Genomic DNA, 20,311 nt, shown 5'->3' with positions numbered 1-20,311 from the left:
GTAGGTAATGCATGAATGCCTGTCAACGGCCCTCGATAGGCTCGACCCAGATGGACCCGAAGGAGTCAGCCCGATGATCTTCATCACCGCCAAGTTCCGCATCCTGCCCGAGCACGCCGACCGCTGGCCGGAGATCGCCCGCGAGTTCACCGAGGCGACCAGAGCCGAGCCGGGCTGCCTGTGGTTCGACTGGTCGCGCAGCGTCGAGGATCCGGCCGAGTACGTCCTGGTGGAGGCGTTCCGCGACGAAGAGGCCGGGGCGGCGCACGTTCAGTCGGCCCACTTCAAGCAGGCCCAGCAGACGCTCCCGCCGCACCTCGTCGAGACGCCCCGCATCATCAACACCGCCGTCCCGCAGGACGACTGGTCCCTGCTGGGCGAACTGGCCGTGCCCGAGCGCGACTAGCCGACCCGGCGGCCTGGACCCACGCCCGCGGAAGGAAACGGGCCGCCCGCGGCCCTACCGAAGTACTCGGGGACGCGGCTCTCCGCACATCCCGTTACGGGAACGTTACGAAACTCCGCAAACCTCCTTGTTCGAGGGTTTTCGCAGCTCCCAGCCACAATTGTGTTTTTTCCGGGTTGTTGACGAAAAACATCTTGTGTCGGCACACTTCGCGTTATGTCACACCCCCGTGGCCCCTTGGCGCAGCTGAGGCGCGGGCACGAAGAGCTCGTGCTCGAGCTGCTGCGCAAGCACGGCCCGCTCAGCCGGGGCGAGCTGGGCAAGCTGTGCCAGCTGTCCCGGACCACCCTGTACGACATCCTCGCCGGGCTGGTCTCCACCGGCGCGGTCGTCACCGCCACCCAGCAGGACGCCCCGCGCGGCCGCGGCCGGCCGGCCGAGACGCTGACCCTCAACCCGGACGCCGGGCAGGCGATCGGCATCGACTTCGCCCGCCGCGCGGTGCACGTCGCCGCCGTCAACCTGGCACACGAGGTCGTCGGCTCGGCCAGCGCGCCGCACCCCGCCGACCTGTCGTGGGAGGAACGGGTGGACCTGGCCGATCGGCTCGTCGGCTCACTCACCGACGGCGGCCTGCGACTGGGCGCGCTCAGCGCGATCGGCGTCGGCGTGGTCGGCCCGGTCGGCTGGCCGGAGCCCGAGGACGACCCGGCCGGACTCGGCCCCGACGAACCCGCCCACCCCGTGCAGGTGCTGCTCAGCAGCCGGTTCGGCGTACCGGTGCTGATGGACAACAACACCCGGCTGGCCGCCCTGGGCGAGGCGATCTGGGGTGCCGCCGCCGGCGGCCTGGACGTGCTGTACCTGCGTCTGTCCCACGGCGTCGGCGGCGGGCTGGTGGTCGGCGGTTCGCTGCACCGCGGGGCGTACGGCCTGTCCGGCGAGTTCGGCCACATCACGGTGGACCCGGACGGAGCGCCCTGCGACTGCGGCGGCACCGGCTGCCTGGAGACCGTGGCCTCGATAAGAGCCGTCCTGGACGCGTACCGCGCTGCGGGCGGACGCGCCGGCGACGTGCCCGAGCTGGCGAAGGCGACCAGGGCAGGCGACGAAACGGCCCTGACCCTCCTGGAGGGCGTCGGCGCCACGGTCGGCGGCGTGCTCGCCGCCGTGTGCAACGCGATCGGCCCCAGCGTGATCGTGGTCGGCGGCGAGCTGGCGGAGACCGGCGCCGCGCTGATCGAGCCGATCGAGCGGGCACTGCGCGCCCAGGTCATGCCCGTCTCCAGGCACCGCCTCAGCCTGCGCCGCGCGACGCTCGGCGAGGCGGCGGGCGCCCTCGGCGGCATCGCCCTGGTGCTGCACGAGTCCCCGCTGCTCTCCCGCTATCCGGCAGGCCCCGACCTCGCGTCCGGCCTCATCGACGAAACCGAGCGGGCCACGCGCCCAACCCGGCAAGAAAGGCAGTCATGACCCAGCTCACCACGCTGGAGAAGACGTCGACGGCGCGGCGAAGCCCCAGCCGCCCGCAACGCGCCGTCACCCTCAACCTGATCGCGGTCGCCATCGGGCTCGCCCTATGGACACTGCTGGCCGTGGTCGGCGTGCAGGGCCTGCCGACCCCGCTGCAGGTGGCGGCCAAGGCCGGCGAGCTGATCGCCGACGGCACGCTCCTGGAGGACGCGCTGGCCAGCCTGCGCAGGGTGCTGCTGGGCTTCCTGCTCGGCACCCTGCTGGCCGTCCCGGTCGGCTTCCTGATGGGCTGGTACGCCACCGCGCGCGGCCTGCTGGAGCCCTATGTGCAGTTCTTCCGCACGATCCCGCCCCTCGCGATCATCCCCCTGGCGATCGTGCTCCTGGGCATCGGCGAGGTGCCGAAGGTCTTCGTGATCTTCCTGGCGGCTTTCCTGTCCAGCGTCGTGGCGACCTTCCAGGGCGTGGTGGACGTGGACAAGACGCTGATCAACGCCGCGCGTGTGCTCGGCGCGTCCGACCGGACGATCTTCCTCAAGGTCGTGGTGCCGGCGTCCACGCCGTTCATCCTGGTCGGCATGCGGGTCGGGCTCGGCTCGGCCTGGGGCACGCTGGTCGCCGCCGAGCTGATCGCCGCCCAGGAGGGCCTCGGCTTCCGCATGCAGCAGGCCCAGCTCTACTACGACCTGTCCACGATCTTCGTGGGCCTGATCACCATCGGCGTGCTCGGCCTGCTGATGGACCGGCTGCTGCTGCTGGCCGAGCGCCACCTCACAGACTGGCAGGAGCGCCGATGAACAGCAAGATCTCGTTCAGGGACGTGGTCAAGACGTACCCGATGAAGGACACCACGTTCACCGCGCTCGACCACGTGTCGCTGGACATCGCCGACCGCGAGTTCGTGACGGTCGTGGGGCCGTCGGGGTGCGGCAAGAGCACGCTGATGAGCATGGCGGCCGGGCTGGTCGAGCCCACGTCGGGCGAGGTGCTGGTGGACGGCGTGGCGGTGAACGGGCCGGGGCCGGAGCGGGGCGTGATCTTCCAGCAGTACGCGCTGTTCCCGTGGCTGACCGTGCGCAAGAACGTCGAGTTCGGGCTGAAGCTGGCCGAGCTGCCCGCCGACGAGCGCAGGCGGCGGGCCGAACGGGCGATCGAGCTGGTCGGGCTGTCCCACTTCGCCGACGCGCTGCCCAAGACGCTGTCCGGCGGCATGAAGCAGCGCTGCGCCATCGCCCGCGCGTACGCGGTGAACCCGCAGGTCCTGCTCATGGACGAGCCGTTCGGCGCACTCGACGCGCTCACCCGGGTGCAGCTGCAGGACCAGCTCCTCGACACCTGGAGCCAGGAGCAGCGCACGGTCATGTTCATCACCCATGACGTGGACGAGGCCGTCTACCTGGCCAGGCGCGTGATCGTCATGGCGGCCAGGCCCGGCCGCATCCAGCAGGTCATCGACGTGGACCTGCCCTATCCGAGGACCGAGGAGATGCGGCTGTCGCCCGAGTTCGGGCGGATACGCAACGAGGTCTGGCACTCCGTCTACCACCAGGCACCCGCGGCCTGACACCTCCCGGAAAGGAGCTACCCGCCATGCGTTCTCTTCGTCACGCCCTGACGGCCGCCACGGCGGTGAGCGTAATATCACTCTCCGTGACCGCCTGCTCCAGCGACGGCAGCACGGTCCGCTTCGGCTACATCAGCGACTACAACGGCGCGAGCCTGCTCGCCATCGCGAACAAGCAGGGCCTGTGGGACAAGCAGGGCCTCAAGCCGGAGATCAAGGTCTTCACCAACGGGCCGCTGCAGATCCAGGCCCTCGGTGCGGGCGACCTCGACTTCGGCTACATCGGCCCGGGCGCCATGTGGCTGCCCGCCTCCGGCAAGGCGAAGGTCGTCGCGATCAACACGCTCGCGTTCGCCGACCGCGTCATCGGCCGCCCCGGGATCAAGAGCATGCAGGACCTGAAGGGCAAGAAGGTCGGCGTGCCACAGGGCACGTCCGGCGACATGGTGCTCAACCTGGCCCTGCAGAAGGCCGGGATGACCGAGAAGGACATCCAGAAGGTGCCGATGGACCCGGCGACCGTCGTGTCGGCGTTCTCGGCCGGGCAGATCGACGGCGCCGGCATCTGGTACCCGCTGATCGACACGATCAAGCAGAAGGTGCCCGGCACGGTCGAGATCGCCAGCACCAGGGAGTTCCCCGACCGTTCCTTCCCGACCGCGTTCGTCGGCGGCACCAAGGTGGACCAGGAGCTCACCAGCAAGGTGATCAAGGTGCTGCAGGAGGCCAACGACTGGCGGGCCGCACATCCCGACGAGTCGATCACCGAGGCGGCCACGCTGCTCAAGCTCGACGCGGCCAAGGTCAAGGCCGACGCGGCGAACGTCCAGACGATGACGACGGCCGACCTGGTCGCCAAGACCAAGGACGGCACGGTCGCCAAGTGGCTCAACAGCCTGGGCGACTTCTTCGTCGGTACCGGCCAGCTCAAGTCGCGGCCCGACCCGGCCACGTACTACACCGGCGACCTCTACGAGAAGGCTTTCAGCAAGTGAACCTGCTGTTCCTGATGACCGACCAGCACCGCGTCGACACCCTGGGCTGCTACGGCAACCCGCACGTGGCCACGCCCAACCTCGACAGGCTGGCCGCGACCGGCACGCGGTTCGATCGGTTCTACACGCCGACGGCCATCTGCACTCCCGCGCGGGCCAGCCTGCTCACCGGGCAGGCGCCGTTCAGGCACCGGCTGCTGGCGAACTACGAGCGCAACGTCGGCTACCTGGAGGACCTGCGCGAGGACGCCTTCACCTTTCCCGGAGCGCTGAAGGAGCGCGGCTACAACCTGGGGCTGATCGGCAAGTGGCACGGTGGCACCCGCCGCAACGCCGCCTCCTACGGCTTCGACGGGCCCGACCTGCCCGGCTGGCACAACCCGGTCGACCATCCCGACTACCTGGCGTACCTGGAGGAGCGGGGGCTGCCGCCGTACCGGATCTCTGACCTGATCCGGGGCACCACGCCGAACGGCAACCCGGGCAACCTCCTGGCGGCGCGGCTGCACCAGCCGGAGGAGGCGACGTTCGAGCACTATCTGGCGACCAGGGCGATCGAGCACCTCGACCGGTACGCGGCCGACGGACGGCCGTTCTACCTGGCCACCCACTTCTTCGGGCCGCACCTGCCGTACCTGCTGCCGGACGAGTACTTCGACATGTACGACCCGAGCCTGGTCGAGCTGCCGCCGTCGATCGCGGAGACGTTCGAGGGCAAGCCGCCGGTGCAGCGCAACTACAGCGAGCACTGGACGTTCGACACGATCCCGATCGAGGTCACGCGCAAGCTGATCGCGGTCTACTGGGGATACGTGACGCTGATCGACCGGCAGATCGGCCGGATCCTCGACCGCCTCGAAGAGCTGGACCTGTCGGACCAGACCTCGGTGTTCTTCACCGCCGACCACGGCGAGTTCACCGGCGCCCACCGGCTGCACGACAAGGGCCCGGCCATGTACGAGGACATCTACCGCATCCCCGGCATCGTCCGTATCCCCGGCGAGAAACCGCAGGTCAGGAACGAGTTCGTGACGCTCACCGACTGCACCGCGACGATCCTGGAGCTGGCGGGCTGCGACACCGAGCCGGCGGTGGACAGCCGCAGCCTGGCGCCCCTCGTCCGCGGCGGGCGCCCGGAGTGGCCGGGTGAGCTGCTCGCCGAGTTCCACGGCCACCACTTCCCCTATCCGCAGCGGATGCTCCGCGACGACCGCTACAAGCTGGTCGTCAACCCGGAGTCGGTCAACGAGCTGTACGACCTGCACGCCGACCCGCACGAGCTCAGCAACCGGTACGACCACCCGGAGCTGGCCCCGGTCCGCCGCCGCCTGATGCGCAGGATGTACGACCTGCTGCGCGAGCGCGGCGACAACTTCTACCACTGGATGACCCCGATGTACGACATCGGCCACTCCGACTACGACCCCACGCTGAGCTCCTTCGAGAAGGAGGGCACCACCACATGAAGCTGGTCTTAGCCGTCACCGCCCTGCTGTCCGGGCTGGTCAGCGCGCCCGCGCCGGCGCCGGCGACGTACACGAACCCGGTGTCGGCGGGCGTGGTCGACACGTTCCCCGACCCGACGGTGATCCACGCCAGGGACGGGCTCTGGTACGCCTACGGCACCCAGAACCCCGTGTTCAACAGCAAGGGCGAGGCCGGCGAGCGGATGCTGCCGATCCTGCGCTCCAAGGACATGGTGACCTGGGAGTACGCCGGTGAGGTCTTCACCCCGCAGACCAAGCCGGCCTGGCACGGCGGCGCCCGGCTCTGGGCCCCCGACATCCGCTACATCGACGGCAAGTACTACCTCTACTACTCGCTGGCCTCCGGCGACGTCGGCCTGGTGACCGCGCCGACCCCGACCGGCCCCTGGACGGACGCGGGCGATGTGCTCCCCGCCGCCGCCCAGGCCGCGTGCCCGACGTTCAACATCGACGAGGCGCAGTTCACCGACGTGGACGGCACCCACTACCTCTACTGGGGCAGCTACGACACCATCTGCGCCGCGAGGATGAACGCCGACGCCACCCGCGTCGAGGGGACTCCGACCCAGGTGGCCAGGGGCCGGCGCATGGAGGGCGGGTACGTCGTCCGCCACGCCGGCTTCTACTACCTGTTCTACTCCGACGCCGGCTGCTGCGACGGCGCCTACAGCGGCTACCAGGTCAAGGTGGGCCGCGCCACGAGCCCGTTCGGCCCGTTCAAGGACGACGAGGGCGTGGACCTGATGGAGCTGACCACCAAGGGCGCCATCGTCGTCGGCGCGAACGGCAACCGCTGGGCCGGGCCCGGCCACAGCGGTTTCGTCACGGACCTGTCCGGCCAGGACTGGCTGGTCTACCACGCCATCTCGACGGCCGACCCCGACTTCCCGCCGATCACCAACGGGCCGTCGGGCCTGACCAAGCGGCCGCTGCTGATCGACCGGCTGGACTGGATCGACGGCTGGCCGGTGGTCCGCGCCGGGGCGGGGCCGTCGGAGGGCGCGCACCCCGCGCCGGTGACCTCGTACGACGCCGGTGGCACGTTCGGCGACGGCTCGCTGTCCGGGTGGCAGGCCGGGCCCGGCTGGACGGCCGGGACCGGCCAGGACGCCCACGGGCTCGCCTCGCACGCGGGCGCTCTTTCGTACCTGGTCTCCGGGAAGAAGGCGCCGGCCGCCGACGTCCGGGCCCAGGCCGACCTGCGCGTCGCCTCCGGCGCGGCCGGGCTCACGCTCGCCCACGTCAACCGCGACAACCACGTGGTCGCCTGGCTCGACAAGGATCGCGACGCCCTGGTCACCGACGTGGTGATCGGCGGCACGAGCCGCGGCGCGCAGGTGACGCCGCTGCCCACCGGGTTCGACCTGAGCACCTGGCACACCGTGGTGGCCGAGCTGCGCGGCACGGAGCTGACGGTCCAGGTGAGCGGCGACAAGCTCGGCGATCCGGTCGCGGAACAGAAGCGCGCTCTGCCGCGGGCCGCCGCCCGCCACGGCTCCGTCGGCGCGGTCGCACGCGGCGCGGCCGACGCCGACAACGTCGGCGCCGCCAGGCTGTACACGCCCGTCACGTCACGGGTGCCCGTCCCTTCACCCGGGGAGTTGTTGCCCGAGTACAGCGACGAGTTCGACGGCACGTCGGTCGGCACGACATGGCAGTGGGTCCGCGGCCCCGCGGCGGGCGTCACCGTCTCCGGCGGTGCGCTGTCCTGGCCCACTCAGAACGCCGAGCTGCACCGGGGCACCAACACGGCCTCTGTGCTGCTGCGGGACGCGCCGGAGGGCGACTACACGGTCGAGGCGAAGCTGGACTTCGCGCCGACGCAGGGCAACCAGCAGGCCGGCCTCGTGCTGTACGAGAACGACGACCGGTACTTCAAGATGGCCCACTCGGTGCTGCCGCTGAGCCGCGGCGACGGGGCCGTGCTGCAGGTCAGCGAGTTCCTCAAGGAGGGCGAGCGGCCCACGGCCACACCGCCGGCCGCCGTGTTCAACGGGCCCATGTTCGGGGGTCCGGCGGCGGACACGATGTGGCTGCGGATGTCGTACCACTATGACGCGGCGAACCACGAGAACGAGGTGCGCGCGGCGACGAGCCGGGACGGGTCGCACTGGGTGCGCAACGGCGTGTGGACGCTTCCGGCGAAGGACAAGCTCAAGATCGGGCTGATCTCGATGAACCGCTCGGGCGCCGTCGCCAAGTTCGACTACGTCCGGACGTATCGCGACTGATCTCCTGGGGTGGGGAGCGGCCCGACCACACTCCCCACCCCAGGCGAGTCCTGCAACAGAGCGCAAGTATTCGCAAGAAGTCAGCAAATTCACGAAACTACTTCACAGTGCCTTGTGGACCGGTGTGCGAGGGGCCTACTGTCGCCTCACCCTCCGAGAGAAACGAGCACCGGATGCCACGCACAGTCCTGGCTGTCTTATGTGCGGCCGCGATGACCCTCGGCATCGCCCCGGCCCACGCCTCCTCCGCCCCGGCTCCCGTCGTGACACGGGCCGCCCTCGATCCGGCGCTCGTCGCCGGGCGGGGCGCCGCCGTGGACTTCCTGGAGCAGGAGGCGGAGAACGCGGTCACGAACGGCACGGTCATCGGCCCCGACCGCACCGCGTACACGCTGCCCGCGGAGGCCTCGGGCCGGAAGGCGGTCAGGCTCGCGCCGGGGCAGCACGTGGAGTTCACGCTGCCGGGCGCGGCCAACGCGATCACCGTGCGCTACAGCATCCCCGACGCGCCCGGCGGGGGCGGCATCACCGCGCCGCTCGACGTCACGGTCAACGGCAAGGGCCGCAGGACCATGACGCTGACGTCCCAGTACGCGTGGCTGTACAACCAGTACCCGTTCTCCAACGACCCCGGCGCCGGCCTGCTGCACCCGGACTGGTGGATCACCGAGTGCTCGTGCGTGCCGAGCGCCACGACGCCGCCGCCCGTGATCGCGAAACCGTTCCGGCCGAACCACTTCTACGACGAGCAGCGCCTGCTGCTCGGCCGCACGTACCGGGCGGGCGACAGGGTGCGCCTGACGGCCCCCGCCGGCAGCGGCGCCGCATGGACGGTCATCGACCTGCTCGACTCGCAGCTCGTGGGCCCGCCGCGGGTGCAGGTCGCGGCGGCCAACGTGCTGGCGTTCGGGGCCGACCCGTCCGGACGGCGCGAGTCGTCGGACGCGTTCGACCGGGCCATCGCCTTCGCCAAGCGGAAGCGGCTGGGGGTGTACGTCCCGCCGGGCACGTACCAGGTGAACCGGCACATCATCGTGGACGACGTGACGATCACCGGTGCGGGGAACTGGTACACGATCATCAAGGGCCGTGAGGTCCCGCTCGACAGCCCGGCGCCGGACGGCTCGGTGCACACCGGCGTCGGCTTCTACGGCAAGCCCGGTGGCAGCACGAACGTGCACCTGTCGGGATTCGCGATCGAGGGCGACGTGCGGGAGCGCGTCGACACCGACCAGGTGAACGGCATCGGCGGCGCGATGAGCGACTCCACCATCGAGGGCCTGCACATCCGGCACACCAAGGTCGGCATGTGGTTCGACGGCCCGATGACGAACGTCCGGATCACCGGCAACGTCATCGTCGACCAGATCGCCGACGCCATCAACTTCCACACCGGCGTCACCGGCTCGGTCGTGTCGGACAACTTCATCCGCAACAGCGGCGACGACGCGCTGGCCATGTGGTCGGAGAAGAGCGCCGACAGCGGGAACACGTTCGACCACAACACCGTGCAGACACCCGTGCTGGCCAACGGCATCGCCGTCTACGGCGGCAGGGACAACACGATCTCGAACAACCTCGTGGCCGACCCGATCAGGGAGGGCAGCGCCATCCAGATCGGCTCCCGCTTCGGCGCCGAGCCGTTCACGGGACGGCTGCTGATCACCGGCAACACCACGGTGAGGTCGGGGACGTACGAGCTGAACTGGAACATCGGGCTCGGGGCCATCTGGTTCTACGCGCTGGAGAAGGACATCTCCGCGGACGTCCAGGTGGTCGGCAACCACTTCCTGGACAACACCTACAACGCGATCATGCTGGTGAGCGAGTGGTCGGTGAAGGACCTGTACTCGATCACGAACGTGCACTTCAAGGACATCCGGGTCGACGGAACCGGCACGTCGGTGGTGAGCGCCAGGGCGAAGGGGTCGGCGACGTTCGAGAACGTGGACGCGCGCAACGTGGGGGCGGTCGGGGTGAACAACTGCGGGTCGTTCGGCTTCCCGCCCACGGGCTCGGAGTTCACGCTGACGGACCTCGGGGGCAACGACGGAGGCGGCACGACCGGGCCCTGGCTGGCGCCGTGGCTGCTGCCCAACACCATCACCTGCGACGACCGCCCGCCGGTCGTCGCACCCCCGTCCCCGTCGCCCTGGTGACCGGCGGCCCCGCGCCGCAGTCGTGCGGCGCGGGCCCGGTTCATACGGCGTTCACAGCGGCCTGCGCATCGGCTCCAGGCCCTTGACCACGGTGGTCGTGAGGGTGCCGACCTCGCCGATGCCGATCGTCACCGCGTCGCCGTCCTGCAGCGTGAACGGCAGGTCGGGGACCAGGCAGGTGCCGGTGGCCAGCACGGCGCCGTCAGGGAAGAGGTCGGCCCGGAAGAGGTAGCCCGCCAGGTCGTCGAGCCGGCGGTTCAGCTGGGAGGTGGACGCCTTGCCGTCCCACACCGTCTCCCCCGCCCTGGCGATGCTCAGCGTGATGTCCAGCGCGTACGGGTCGGACACCTCCCACGCGGGCCTGATCGCCGGGCCGACCGCGCACGCGCCCAGGTAGATCTTGGCCTGCGGCAGGTAGAGCGGGTTGACCCCCTCGATGGTGCGCGAGCTCACGTCGTCGACCACCGTGTACCCGGCGATCTCCCCGGCCGCGTTCAGCACCAGGCCGAGCTCCGGCTCCGGCACGTCGATCTCCGAGTCCGACCGAACCGCGATGCGCCCGCCGTCGCCCGAGACCTTCCAGGCCACCGACTTGAAGAACAGCTCGGGGCGCTCGGCCTCGTAGACCAGCTCGTACACGTCGGCGGCGCGCTCGCTCTCGAGCACCCGGGCCTCGCGCGAACGCCGGTACGTCACGCCCGCCGCCCAGACCTCCATCTGCCCATCAACCGGCGCGAGCCGCCGCACGGATCCGGAGGCGTGCTCCGGCCCGTCCGCCCCGGCCACCCGCTCCCGCAGCCCCTCGACCGGCAGCCGCAGCAGTTCGGCCACGGTGGTGACGCCGGACAGCTCCACCACCCGCCGGCCGTCGTCGACGCCGACGGCGGGGGCGTCGGTCAGGGGGCTGACGAACCGTACGATGTGCATTGCCTGCTCCTCATTCTCATCAGACGGGTCTGGTGAGAGTCTTCCCTACCCGGTCAGGCCGGCGACGGGCAGGGTTCAGGCCCCCGGTCCCGGCTCATCCGTTGATCGGCTTGCCGAGGGCGCTGCCCGCCAGCCACTCCTCCCACGACTTCGCCCAAGGCGTCGGCCCGTTGCCGAACTGGAGCTTCCGCGATGTCCCCGTGACCTCGATGATGTCCCCCCGCTGTGTGAACTCGTAGAACCAGCGGGCGTTGGCCGGACTGGCGTTCACACAGCCGTGGCTGACGTTGCGGCTGCCCTGGGCGCCGGTCGACCAGGGTGCGGCGTGGAAGAACGTACCGCTGTAGGTCATCCTGACGTTCCACTTGGTGTTGATGCGGTACTCGCCCGGCTTGCCGATGGTGGCCGAGTCCATGACGGTCTCCGCGGCCTTCTCCTGGGCGATCATGATACCGGAGTAGCTGTCGTCCCCCGGCTTCCCCAGACTGACCGGGATGGTCTTGACGACCTCGCCGTTCTCCCGCACGACCGCCTGGTGGTCCGCGTTGCTGACCTTCGTGATGTGCTCGGGCCCCACGGTGAACGTCAGGCTGCGGTCCTTGGTGCCCCACAGGTCACGTCCGGCACGCAGCCCGGACAGATGCGCGACCACCGTGACCTTCTCCCCGACCGGCCAGTACTCCCGCGGCCTGAACTGGACCTCCCGGTCGCTCACCCAGCTCCACGCGCCCTCGACCGGCTTGGACATCCGCACCGCCAGCGACCGCTCGACCGCGGCCCGGTCCTTCTGCTCGGTCACCGGCTGCGACAACAGGAGCTGGACCGGCATCCCGACGCCGACCTTCTCACCGTCCAGGGGCGACATTCCGCTCTCCAGCACCCGCTTCGGCTTGAGCGTGGTGAACTTGGCCTGTGCCGTGACCTGCTTTCCGTCCGTGCCGGTCGCCTGCGCGCTCACCGTGTACGCGGTCGACGGCTTCAACGGCCACCTGGGCCGCCAGGTCCCGTCCGCGCCCGCGCTCCCGCTCACCTCGTGTCCCTTGGCGTCCGCGACGGTCACCTTGGTGACCTTGCCATCGGTGACCTTGACGCCGATCCCGGTGTCCGGGGCGACCTTCTTCGTGCCGTCGGCAGGAGTGATCGACAGCTTGGCCACCGGAGCCTGCTCCTGCTGCTTCTCGGGCGGCGTGTTGGAGCCGCCCGAGCTGCAGCCCGCGGCAAGAAGCAGCACCACCGTGAACGTGCTGACGAATATGGTCCGGACGTTCCGCGTCACCAATGCCTCCCGTGCCTGACAAATTGGGGCATTTCACACTAGACCGCTCATCGATGATCCGGTGCACTTCTGCCCCCAATGACCGGAAGCATGCCGACTTCATTGACCCCGCTTTGACGGCCGTTTAACATCCGCTTTACCTGCCCTTCCGAAAGTTTCAACCTACGTGCGAAAGTTTCAAATGACGAAGCTTTCCAGGCTCCTGTTATCGGGTGGCGGTGGTGGCCGCCGCGACCGCCGCCGTCCTGCCACCCGTCCAGGCCGAGGCAGCGAAGCCGCCCGGCACGTACGTCTCCGGCTCCGGCGGCCCGGGACGGTTCCCCCTCGTGGCCGCCGGCCGGGCGGCGCCCATCGTGGTCAGCGCGAACGACCACGCCGGCGTCGTCCGCGTGGTGGGCGACCTGCAGGCCGACGTCGAGCGTGTCACCGGCGTGCGGCCGGCCGTGGCGAAGGACGAGGTCCCGAGACCGGACGACGTGGTGCTGGTGGGCACCATCGGCAGGAGCCCGCTCATCGACCGCCTGATCAGCGCCGGCAAACTCGACGTCTCGGGCATCGCGGGCAAGTGGGAGACGTCGCTGGAGCAGGTCGTCCAGAACCCGATGCCCGGAGTCCGGCGCGCGTTCGTGATCGCCGGGAGCGACCAGCGGGGCACGATCTACGGCGCGTACGACGTCTCCAAGGAGATCGGCGTCTCCCCGTGGTACTGGTGGGACGACGTGCCCGCCCGCCACCAGGACGCCCTGTACGTACTGCCGGGCCGGCACACCCAGGGCACGCCGAAGGTGAAGTACCGCGGCTTCTTCATCAACGACGAGAACCCCGACCTCGGCACCTGGGCGCCCGCCCACTTCGGCCCCGGCCTGGCCCAGGGCTTCCCCTCGGGGTTCAACAGCAAGTTCTACGCCAAGGTCTTCGAGGTCATGCTCAGGCTCAAGGCCAACTACCTGTGGCCGGCGGTCTGGGGGCGGGCGTTCGCCGAGGACGACCCGGACAACCACAAGGTCGCCTCCGAGTACGGCGTCGTCATGGGCACCTCCCACGAGGCCCCCATGATGCGGGGCATCGAGGAGTGGAACCGCCACGCCGTCGCCGCCGTACGCGATTCGCAGGGCAACATCGTCACCCCCGGTCACGACCCCTACGGCGGGACCGGCGAGTGGAGCTTCCGCCGCAACGGCGAGGCCATCAAGAAGTACTGGGCCGACGGCATCCGCAGGATGAAGGAGCAGGACTTCGAGGGCGTCGTCACGCTCGGCATGCGCGGCAACGGCGACGTGAGCCTGCCGGACGGCGACGGCATCGAGCTGATGCGGAGCATCCTGGCGAGCCAGCGCGAGATCCTCGCCCGCGAGAGCGGCGAGGACCTGGAGAGCATCCCGCAGGTGCAGACCCTCTACAAGGAGGTGCAGAGGTACTGGGAGCGCATCGTGGTCGACACCGGCGGCGTGCTCCCGAGCTATTTGGGACCTCCGGAGAGCCGCCGCATGTGACGTTGCCCAGCCACCTGCCCCGGACGATCACGGGGCGGGTGGACTACGTCATCATCGAACGCTTCGCCCGTTGTCACATTTCTTCCTCTTATTCCGTCTTGTCTGGTGACACACCAACCCAGTCATAGGCGGGGTGACATGAAGGTCAGCTCAATGGCCCAGGCGCTCGACGATCGGATCGGCGGGGCCGGGTTCCTGAAGAAGGCGATGCGGAAGGTCTTTCCTGATCATTGGACCTTCCTGCTGGGGGAGATCGCGTTGTACGCGTTCGTGGTCGTCCTGCTCACGGGCGTCTTCCTCACCTTCTTCTTCAAACCGACCATGGAAGAGGTGCTCTACAACGGCGCCTACGCGCCACTGCGCGGCGTCAAGATGAGCCAGGCGTACGCCTCCGCGCTGGACATCAGCTTCGAGGTGCGCGGCGGCCTGCTGATGCGGCAGATGCACCATTGGGCCACGCTCGTCTTCCTCGGCGCCATCGTCATCCACATGCTGCGTAACTTCTTCACCGGCGCCTTCCGCAAGCCGCGCGACCTGAACTGGCTGATCGGCGTGACACTGTTCGTGCTCGTGATGCTCAACGGGCTGTTCGGCTACTCGCTCCCCGACGACCTGCTGTCTGGCGCGGGGCTGCGCATCCTGCACGGCGTCACGCTGTCGATACCGCTGGTGGGGACGTACCTGGCGGCGTTCCTGTTCGGCGGCGAGTTCCCCGGCGAGGACATCATCTCCCGGCTGTTCAGCATCCACGTGCTGCTGATCCCGGGGCTGCTGCTCCTGCTCATCCCGCTGCACGCGGTGGTGCTGACCTGGCGGCAGACGCACACCCAGTTCAGGGCCAAGGGGCTGAACGACCGGGTGGTGCGCGGCGCGCCGTTCTTCCCCGCGTTCCTGGCCAAGACGACGGTCTTCTTCCTGTGGGTGCTGGCGACGGTGGCGCTGCTCGCGACGGTGTTCCAGATCAACCCCATCTGGTTGTACGGCCCGTACGCGCCCAGCACGGTCAGCGCGGGCTCACAACCCGACTGGTACATGGGCTTCCTCGAGGGCGCGCTGCGGATCATGCCACCGTGGGAGCTCACCGCCTTCGGGTACACGGTGACCATGAGCGTGCTGATCCCGGCCCTGGCGGCGCCGGGGCTGCTGTTCACCGCGATGGCCCTGTACCCGTTCCTGGAGCGGTGGATCACCCGGGACCACGCCGTGCACCATCTCCTGGACCGGCCGCGCGACGTGCCGTCACGGGTGGGCATCGGGGTCGCCGGGATCGTCTACTACGGCGTGCTCTGGATGGCGGGCGGCAACGACGTGATCGCCTCGAACTTCCACATCTCGCTGTACACGACCACCTGGATCTTCCGCGTCCTGTTCGTCGCCGGGCCCGTGATCGGGTACGTGATCGCCCGGCGGATCGCCCTCGGGCTGCAGGGCCGCGACCGCCACACGGTCGCCCACGGGGTGGAGACCGGTGTCATCGTGCGCAGCCCGGACGGCGCCTTCAGCGAGATCGAGCGGCCGGTGACCGAGGACGAGTCCGCCGTGCTCGTGCCATCCGCGCCGCCCGCCCTGCCGGTGGCCGCCAACGGCGACGTGCCGCCCCCGGCCCGGCACCGCGTGCGCGACGCCGTACAACGCTCCTGGTCGCGCTGAGGGTCAGACCCTCTCCACACCCCGGTCCAGCGGCAGGCCGCGGGTCTCCCTGAACGACCTCACCACCACGATCAGCGACACGGCCGCGATGCCCACCACGTAGTACGCGGGCGCGACGGCGCTGCCCGACGCGGAGACCAGCCCGGTCGCCACGAACGGCGCGGTGCCGCCGAACAGGACGTACGCGGCCGTGTACCCGATGGCCGAGCCGCTCGCCCGCACCTTCGCGGGGAACATCTCCACCAGTGCGGGCACGTTCGAGGTGCCGATCACCGACACCAGCATGGCCAGGAGCGACGTGCCGACCATCGCTCCGGCCAGGCTCGACCCCATCAGCCAGAACGCGGGCAGCGGCAGCAGCACGAAGCCCGCGCACGCCACGATCAGCATCGGCCGCCGCCCGAACCGGTCGCTGGCCGCGGCCGCGAACAGGCAGGCCACGCTGTAGGCGAGCATCGACACGACGTTCGTGAGCTGGGCCTCGGCCTTGGAGTAGCCGAGCTCCTCCGACATGTAGGCGATCATGTAGCTGCTCATCAGGTAGTACCCGACGGCGTTGGTGATGCTGTAGCCGAAGAGCGTGGCGATCTGCCGGCCGCAGCGGCGCACGGCCTCGCGCAGCGGCGCCGGCTCCACCGCGTCATGCTGCTCCAGCGACCGGAACACGGGCGTGTCCTCGACCCTGGAGCGCAGGTAGAGCCCGATGGCGCCGAGCGGCGCCGCCAGCAGGAACGGGATGCGCCAGCCCCAGCTCTGCAGCGCCTCGGCCGTGACCGTCGAGGTGATCAGGAAGCCGACGCCGGAGCCCGCCACGCTGGCCAGGCCCACGGTGACCGGCACGGCGGCGGCGAAGCGGGCCCGCCGCCCCTCCGGCGCGTACTCCACGATGAACGCCGACGCCCCCGTGTACTCGCCGCCGGTCGAGAAGCCCTGGGCGCTGCGCAGCAGGAACAGCAGGATCGGCGCCGCCATGCCCCAGGAGGCGTAGGTGGGCAGGAGGCCGATGAGGAACGTGGCGCCGCTCATGGTGAGGATGGTCAGCGCCAGCATCCTGTTGCGGCCGAGGCGGTCGCCGTACCTGCCGAAGAAGGCGGCGCCGAGCGGGCGGGCGACGAACCCGCCGGCGAAGATGGCCCAGGTGGCGAGGAGCGCGGCCGTCGTGTCGTACTCGGGGAAGAACAGCTTGGCGATCGTCGCGGACATCACCGCGTACGCCGCCGAGTCGAACCACTCGACGAAGTTGCCGATCGCGGAGGCCAGGGTGACCTTGCGCCGGACGGCCGCGGAGGCGTGGGGGGTCATTGCTTGCTCCCTATTTCTGGTGACGGAGTCGGAGCTGGGCGCGCTGGATCTTCCCGGTCGCCGATCGGGGGAGCTCGTCGACGAACTCGATCTCTCTGGGGTAGGCGAAGCGCGAGTGGGTGGTCTTGGCGAACTCGCGGATCTCCCGTGACAGCTCCTCACCCGGCCGGTAGCCGGGCGCCAGGAGGACCCACGCCTTGACGGCCTGGCCGCGTACGGGGTCGGGCACCCCGGCCACCCCCACGTCCGCGACGGCGGGGTGCGCGCGCAGCGCCGCCTCGATCTCGTCGGGGCCGACGCGGTAACCGGAGGTCTTGATCACGTCGTCGACGCGGCCGAGGAACCAGTAGTAGCCGTCCTCGTCCACGCGCGCGTGGTCCTTGGTGTGGAACCACTCCCCGCCGAAGACCTCCCTGGAGGCCTCGGGGCGGTTCCAGTAGCCGAGCGGGAACTGCGGGTTGCTCCGGGTCCGCAGGCAGATCTCGCCGACCTCACCCGCGGGCACCGGCCGCTCCTGCTCGTCCAGGAGCGCCACGTCCCAGCCGGGCAGCGGGCGGCCCATCGAGCCTTCCTTGACCGGCGTGCCGGGGAAGTTCCCGATCAGCGGGTACGACTCCGTGGAGCCGTAGTAGTCGAGCAGCGTGACGCCGAACTGGTCGCGGAACCAGCGGATCAGGTCGGGGGTGAGCGGCTCGTTGGCGCAGCAGATCGTGCGGAAGCGCTGCGGGTACCGGCGGCCCGCGTCGGGCACCTGCTCGCGCATCTTGCGCAGGAACGTGGGGTTGACCAGGCCGGTCGTCACCCCGTTGCGCGCCATGCTCGCGAGCAGCCCCTCCGGGTCGAACCCGGCCGCCGGGCGGTAGACCAGGTGTGTGGCGCCGGCTCTGAGCGGTCCCATGAGCTTGGCCATCGACCAGGCCCACTCCCCCGCGCCGTAGAAGACGTCGCCGGGGCGCAGGCCGTGGCAGTGCTCGAACTCGTTGTGGCCGAGCAGCGTGCGGTGCGCGTGCACGATGCCCTTGGCGGGGCCGGTCGTGCCGGAGGTGTAGAAGATCAGCGCCGGGTCGTCGGCCGCGGTGCCGGCGTCCTCGAACTCCGGCGTCAGCAGGCCGATCGCCGGGTCGTCCACGTCGACCACGATCCCGTCGTACCCGCTCGCCCGGCGGACCGCGCCCGCCTCGGTGACCAGCACGGACGCGCCCGAGTCGGCGAGCCGGTAGGCGATCTGGTCGTCGGCCCACAGCAGGGACATGGTCACGAGAACGGCGCCGGTACGCAGGACACCCAGGTAGGTGGCCGGGGTGTCGGTACGCTGCGGGAGCATGACCGCGACGCGGTCACCCGGGCGTACGCCGAGGCCGTGCAGGCAGGCGGCCACCTGTCGGGAGCGGTCCTGCACCGCGCCCCAGCGGATCTCCTCGTGCGCGCCCGTGTGGTCCTCGAAGATCAGCGCGACGTTCTCGCGGGGGTGGCGGTCGGCCACGTCCACGGCCATGTTGTACCGTTCAGGAACGCTCCATCCGGTCACTTGGCGCGTCCCTCCAGAAAACGGGCCATCTCCCGCTGCGGCTCGCCCGTGGCGTACGCGGCGGCGTGCACCTTCTTGGCCGCCGACACGGAGTCGGCCAGGGCCTCCCGCTCCAGCTCCCTGAGCCGTCCCTTCGTCAGCGCCACCGCGCCTGGCGGGAGCGTGGCCAGCTCCTTGGCCTGCGCCACCGAGGCGGCCAGCACGTCCTTCTCCCCCACGAGCCTGGTCAGCAGGCCGAGCCGCTCGGCCTCCGCCCCGTACACCAGCCGCCCGGTCAGCGCGAACTCGGTCGTCTTGGCGCGGCCCAGGACGTTCCACATGGCCCAGATGCCGGTGATGCTCGGAATGCCCGACAGAACCTCGGGCTGGCCCATCCTCGTGCCCGCGTGGCCGATGCGCAGGTCGGCCAGGAGCACGAACTGGAACCCCGACCCGGCCGCCACCCCGTTCACCGCGGCCACGACCGGCTTGTCCAGGTCGAGCACCGCGCGGTAGAGGCGGTCGAAGCCGTCGATCCAGGCGTCGGACGCGGCGTGGTCGTCGGGGTCGATCCCGGCCGTCTCGCCCAGGTCCTGGCCCGCGCAGAAGGCGCGACCCGCCCCGGTGAGGACGACGGCACCCACCTCGGGGTCGGCTCCCGCCTCGCGCAGCAGCTCGATCAGCCTCTCCCGCATCTCGGCGGTCCAGGCGTTCAGCTTCTCCGGGCGGTTCAGGGTGATCACCGCGACGGGTCCATCGCGGTCCAGCAACACACTCACAAGAGTCCCTCCGCAGGTCAACAGGCTTGCGGGGGATACAACCAGGTCTCGCGGGGCGCTGGCCAACATCAATGTGGACTCTTGGCGATATCAGAGCGATATGGTCGAGGTGATGGAGCTACGCCACCTGCGCTATTTCGTCATGGTCGCCGAGGAGCTGCACTTCGGCCGGGCCGCCGAGCGGCTGCACATGGCGCAGCCTCCGCTGTCCCAGCGCATCCGCGACCTGGAACGGGAGCTGGGCGTGCGGCTGTTCGACAGGAGCCCGCACCACGTCGCGCTCACCGAGGCGGGCGCCCTGCTGCTGGAGCACGCCCGCGGGGTGCTGGATCGGGCGGACGCGGCCAGGGAGGCCATGCGGCGCATCCGCCCGGGCGCGTCGGGCGTGCTCAGGGCCGGCGTGCCGCCGGACACGACGCCGATGGCGCTCAGGACGCTGGTCGCCACGTTCACGAAACGCATCCCCGACGTGCTGCTGGAGCTGCACGAGCTGACCACGGCCAGCCAGCTCGCCAGGCTGCGCGCGGAGGAGCTCGATGCGGGCCTCATCCGGCATCCCTGTGACACGGTGGGGCTGGAGTCGAGCGAGGTCGTCCACCGCCGGCTCGGCGTGGTGCTGCCTGCCGATCACCGCGCCGCCGAGCAGGATGTGGTACGCCTGCGCACGCTCGACGGGTCACCCCTGGTGATCTTCCCCAGGGAGATGGCGCCCCAGCTCTACGACCACATGCTGGAGGCGTGCCGGGACAACGGATTCCTGCCCAGCGGGATCAGGCACGCCCGCAACCCCCACTTCGTGCACGGCCTGGTCATGTCGGGGCTGGGGGCGCACCTGAACGAGGAGCCGTACGACGGGCTGCCCGCCGGGCTGGTGTGGCGGCCGATCGACGAGCCCCGGCTGACCTGGTCGACCTCGGCAGTGTGGCTGCCGGTGCAGGGCGGAGAGGTCGTCACCGCGTTCGCCGAGGCGGCCCTGGCGGGGCTGCGCGAGGTGGGGCACGTCTAGTTTTCCTCATCTGGAAAGCGGTTTTCCGTGAACCAGGTGCGCGCGGCGGTTGTCGT

Annotated in this window: 16 protein-coding genes; 11 read left to right on the top strand and 5 right to left on the bottom strand. The window is 70.1% G+C overall.

The window, feature by feature from the left end:
- The first annotated feature begins 73 nt into the window (after positions 1-73).
- The 8 genes from ACQPWU_RS15255 to ACQPWU_RS15220 all read left to right on the top strand — a co-directional run bounded on the left by ACQPWU_RS15255 (position 74) and on the right by ACQPWU_RS15220 (position 10,315).
- Positions 74-406, top strand: coding sequence for a putative quinol monooxygenase (locus ACQPWU_RS15255; protein ID WP_433440399.1), 333 nt, complete (start codon positions 74-76; stop codon positions 404-406).
- A gap of 216 nt (positions 407-622) precedes the next feature.
- Positions 623-1,879: an ROK family protein gene (locus ACQPWU_RS15250; RefSeq protein ID WP_433440397.1), complete on the top strand. Its 1,257-nt coding sequence runs from the start codon at positions 623-625 to the stop codon at positions 1,877-1,879.
- Complete coding sequence (locus ACQPWU_RS15245; protein WP_433440395.1) at positions 1,876-2,676, top strand: ABC transporter permease; 801 nt, start codon at positions 1,876-1,878, stop codon at positions 2,674-2,676. The genes ACQPWU_RS15250 and ACQPWU_RS15245 overlap by 4 nt, the downstream gene beginning before the upstream one ends.
- The gene (locus tag ACQPWU_RS15240; RefSeq protein WP_433440393.1) at positions 2,673-3,443 is read left to right on the top strand and encodes an ABC transporter ATP-binding protein; all 771 of its coding nucleotides are present in this window, start codon (positions 2,673-2,675) and stop codon (positions 3,441-3,443) included. Before ACQPWU_RS15245 ends, ACQPWU_RS15240 begins: the two co-directional genes overlap by 4 nt.
- An 86-nt stretch (positions 3,444-3,529) precedes the next feature.
- Entirely contained in the window at positions 3,530-4,438 is a 909-nt protein-coding gene (locus ACQPWU_RS15235; protein ID WP_433440391.1) for an aliphatic sulfonate ABC transporter substrate-binding protein, read from the top strand.
- On the top strand, positions 4,435-5,904 hold the full coding sequence (locus ACQPWU_RS15230) for a sulfatase-like hydrolase/transferase (protein WP_433440389.1): 1,470 nt from the start codon (positions 4,435-4,437) through the stop codon (positions 5,902-5,904). The genes ACQPWU_RS15235 and ACQPWU_RS15230 overlap by 4 nt, the downstream gene beginning before the upstream one ends.
- Positions 5,901-8,156, top strand: a complete 2,256-nt coding sequence (locus ACQPWU_RS15225; protein WP_433440387.1) for a family 43 glycosylhydrolase — start codon at positions 5,901-5,903, stop codon at positions 8,154-8,156. Before ACQPWU_RS15230 ends, ACQPWU_RS15225 begins: the two co-directional genes overlap by 4 nt.
- Before the next feature lie 173 nt (positions 8,157-8,329).
- Entirely contained in the window at positions 8,330-10,315 is a 1,986-nt protein-coding gene (locus ACQPWU_RS15220) for a glycosyl hydrolase family 28-related protein (RefSeq protein ID WP_433440385.1), read from the top strand.
- Between the two features lie 51 nt (positions 10,316-10,366).
- Here the strand turns inward: ACQPWU_RS15220 and ACQPWU_RS15215 are convergent, their stop codons facing one another.
- Together ACQPWU_RS15215 and ACQPWU_RS15210 are read right to left on the bottom strand one after the other, a co-directional pair.
- Positions 10,367-11,242 (bottom strand): fumarylacetoacetate hydrolase family protein, encoded by an 876-nt coding sequence (locus ACQPWU_RS15215; protein WP_433440383.1) that lies wholly within the window; start codon positions 11,240-11,242, stop codon positions 10,367-10,369.
- A gap of 94 nt (positions 11,243-11,336) precedes the next feature.
- Positions 11,337-12,518 carry a L,D-transpeptidase gene (locus ACQPWU_RS15210; RefSeq protein ID WP_433440381.1) on the bottom strand — a complete coding sequence of 394 codons (1,182 nt, stop codon included), beginning with the start codon at positions 12,516-12,518 and terminating at the stop codon, positions 11,337-11,339.
- A 221-nt stretch (positions 12,519-12,739) separates the two neighbouring features.
- On the opposite strand from ACQPWU_RS15210, the gene ACQPWU_RS15205 reads away from it, so the two are divergent.
- Together ACQPWU_RS15205 and qcrB are read left to right on the top strand one after the other, a co-directional pair.
- Complete coding sequence (locus ACQPWU_RS15205; RefSeq protein WP_433440379.1) at positions 12,740-14,011, top strand: glycosyl hydrolase 115 family protein; 1,272 nt, start codon at positions 12,740-12,742, stop codon at positions 14,009-14,011.
- 138 nt (positions 14,012-14,149) lie between these two features.
- On the top strand, positions 14,150-15,661 hold the full coding sequence (qcrB, locus tag ACQPWU_RS15200) for a cytochrome bc1 complex cytochrome b subunit (RefSeq protein WP_433440377.1): 1,512 nt from the start codon (positions 14,150-14,152) through the stop codon (positions 15,659-15,661).
- Between the two features lie 3 nt (positions 15,662-15,664).
- Here qcrB and ACQPWU_RS15195 read toward each other — a convergent pair whose 3' ends face one another.
- The 3 genes from ACQPWU_RS15195 to ACQPWU_RS15185 are packed head-to-tail and all read right to left on the bottom strand — an operon-like array spanning position 15,665 to position 19,249.
- Positions 15,665-16,963, bottom strand: a complete 1,299-nt coding sequence (locus ACQPWU_RS15195) for an MFS transporter (protein WP_433440375.1) — start codon at positions 16,961-16,963, stop codon at positions 15,665-15,667.
- Positions 16,964-16,973: 10 nt separating this feature from the next.
- The gene (locus tag ACQPWU_RS15190; protein ID WP_433440373.1) at positions 16,974-18,491 is read right to left on the bottom strand and encodes an acyl-CoA synthetase; all 1,518 of its coding nucleotides are present in this window, start codon (positions 18,489-18,491) and stop codon (positions 16,974-16,976) included.
- A complete protein-coding gene (locus tag ACQPWU_RS15185) occupies positions 18,488-19,249 on the bottom strand; it encodes an enoyl-CoA hydratase/isomerase family protein (RefSeq protein WP_433440371.1) in 762 nt (253 codons plus the stop codon). Before ACQPWU_RS15185 ends, ACQPWU_RS15190 begins: the two co-directional genes overlap by 4 nt.
- A 112-nt stretch (positions 19,250-19,361) precedes the next feature.
- Between ACQPWU_RS15185 and ACQPWU_RS15180 the strand changes: the two genes are divergently transcribed.
- Complete coding sequence (locus ACQPWU_RS15180) at positions 19,362-20,255, top strand: LysR substrate-binding domain-containing protein (RefSeq protein ID WP_433440369.1); 894 nt, start codon at positions 19,362-19,364, stop codon at positions 20,253-20,255.
- Positions 20,256-20,311: the final 56 nt, after the last annotated feature.

It is taken from the genome of Nonomuraea sp. CA-141351 (assembly GCF_050944675.1).
Taxonomy (GTDB): domain Bacteria; phylum Actinomycetota; class Actinomycetes; order Streptosporangiales; family Streptosporangiaceae; genus Nonomuraea.
This window is presented reverse-complemented; position numbering and strand designations above follow the sequence as displayed.